Genomic DNA, 1,458 nt, shown 5'->3' on the forward strand with positions numbered 1-1,458 from the left:
GAGGGTGTCAGATGGTTTGTGTGAGGGGCGGTGCTCCTGATTGATCGGAGACACTGATGACCATGATCGATAAGCAGGCGCGTGAGGCGCGTCGCCGTGAGCAGCGTGCGGGTGTGGAGGCGCTTGAAGCGTCGGGTGCGTTGGATGAGCTGTACTCGATGATTGATGCCGGGCAGGTGCGTCTGGATGGCAAGGACGGGCTGATCCAGCAGCTCATCAAGGCCGGCCTGGAGCGGGGTTTGCAGGCTGAGCTGACCGGGCACCTCGGATATGAGAAGGGTGATCCCGAGGCCGGGCTCTTCCCGAACTCACGCAACGGGTCCTCGGCGAAGACCGTCGCGACCAGCGTCGGCGACGTCGAACTCGCGATCCCCAGGGACCGTGACGGCTCGTTCACGCCCCTGCTGGTGCCCAAGGGCTCCCGCCGGGTCGGAGGGCTCGATGACATGATCATCTCGCTCTACGCCGGCGGCATGACTGTCCGCGATATCGAGCATCACCTCGTCTCCACGATCGGCACGGAGGTCAGCCGGGAGACGATCAGCAAGATCACCGACGAAGTCCTTGATGAGGTCCTGGCATGGCAGCAGCGGCCGTTGGAGTCGTTCTACCCGGTGATCTACCTGGACGCGCTGATCGTGAAGGTCCGCGACGGGGCGCATGTGCGCAACAAGGCCGCGCACCTGGCCGTGGGCGTGGATATGGACGGGATCAAGCACGTCCTGGGGATCTGGATCCAGGCCAGCGAGGGTGCCAGGTTCTGGGCCGGGGTCTGTGCACACCTGGCCAATCGCGGCATCCAGGACGTCCTGATCGTCTGCTGTGACGGGCTCACCGGGTTCCCCGAGGCGATCGAGGCGACCTGGCCGGAATCAACGGTCCAGACCTGCGTGGTGCACCTGATCCGCTCCGCGATGCGGTTCGTGAACTACAAATCCCGCAAGGCCATCGCCGCCGCGCTCAGACCGATCTACCAGGCCGCGGACGAGGACGCAGCCCTGGCCGCGCTGGCTGAATTCGCCGCTTCCGAGCTAGGCCAGGCGAATCCGAACACGGTCCGTGTATTCCAGGACGCCTGGGACCGATTCACCCCGTTCCTGGCCTTCCCGCCCATGCTGCGCCGGGTCATTTACACCACGAACAGTATCGAGTCGCTGAACTTCCAGCTGCGCAAGATCATCAAGAACCGGGGGCATTTCCCCTCCGATGAGGCGGCCGTGAAACTGCTCTGGCTCGCGATCTGCAACATCGAGGACAAACGCGCCCGCGACCGCCTCAAGGAACGCGGCAGGCCCCGCGGAGCCAAACGCAACGCCGAAGGCCGGCTCGTCGAAGGACAGATCACCACGAACTGGAAACAAGCCCTCGCCCAACTCGCCCTGGCCTACCCCGACCGAATCCAGCCCTACCTCTAGAAACCCGGCAACGCCCCGCTTACACAAACAACTTGACAGGCTC

1 protein-coding gene is annotated in these 1,458 nt (G+C 64.3%); it reads left to right on the forward strand.

The window, feature by feature from the left end; genetic code table 11:
* Window positions 1-62: 62 nt before the first annotated feature.
* Window positions 63-1,415: an IS256 family transposase gene (locus tag Q9R02_RS16445; protein WP_305997789.1), complete on the forward strand. Its 1,353-nt coding sequence runs from the start codon at window positions 63-65 to the stop codon at window positions 1,413-1,415.
* Window positions 1,416-1,458: the final 43 nt, after the last annotated feature.

Source organism: Arthrobacter horti, from assembly GCF_030731045.1.
Lineage (GTDB): Bacteria > Actinomycetota > Actinomycetes > Actinomycetales > Micrococcaceae > Arthrobacter_E > Arthrobacter_E nanjingensis.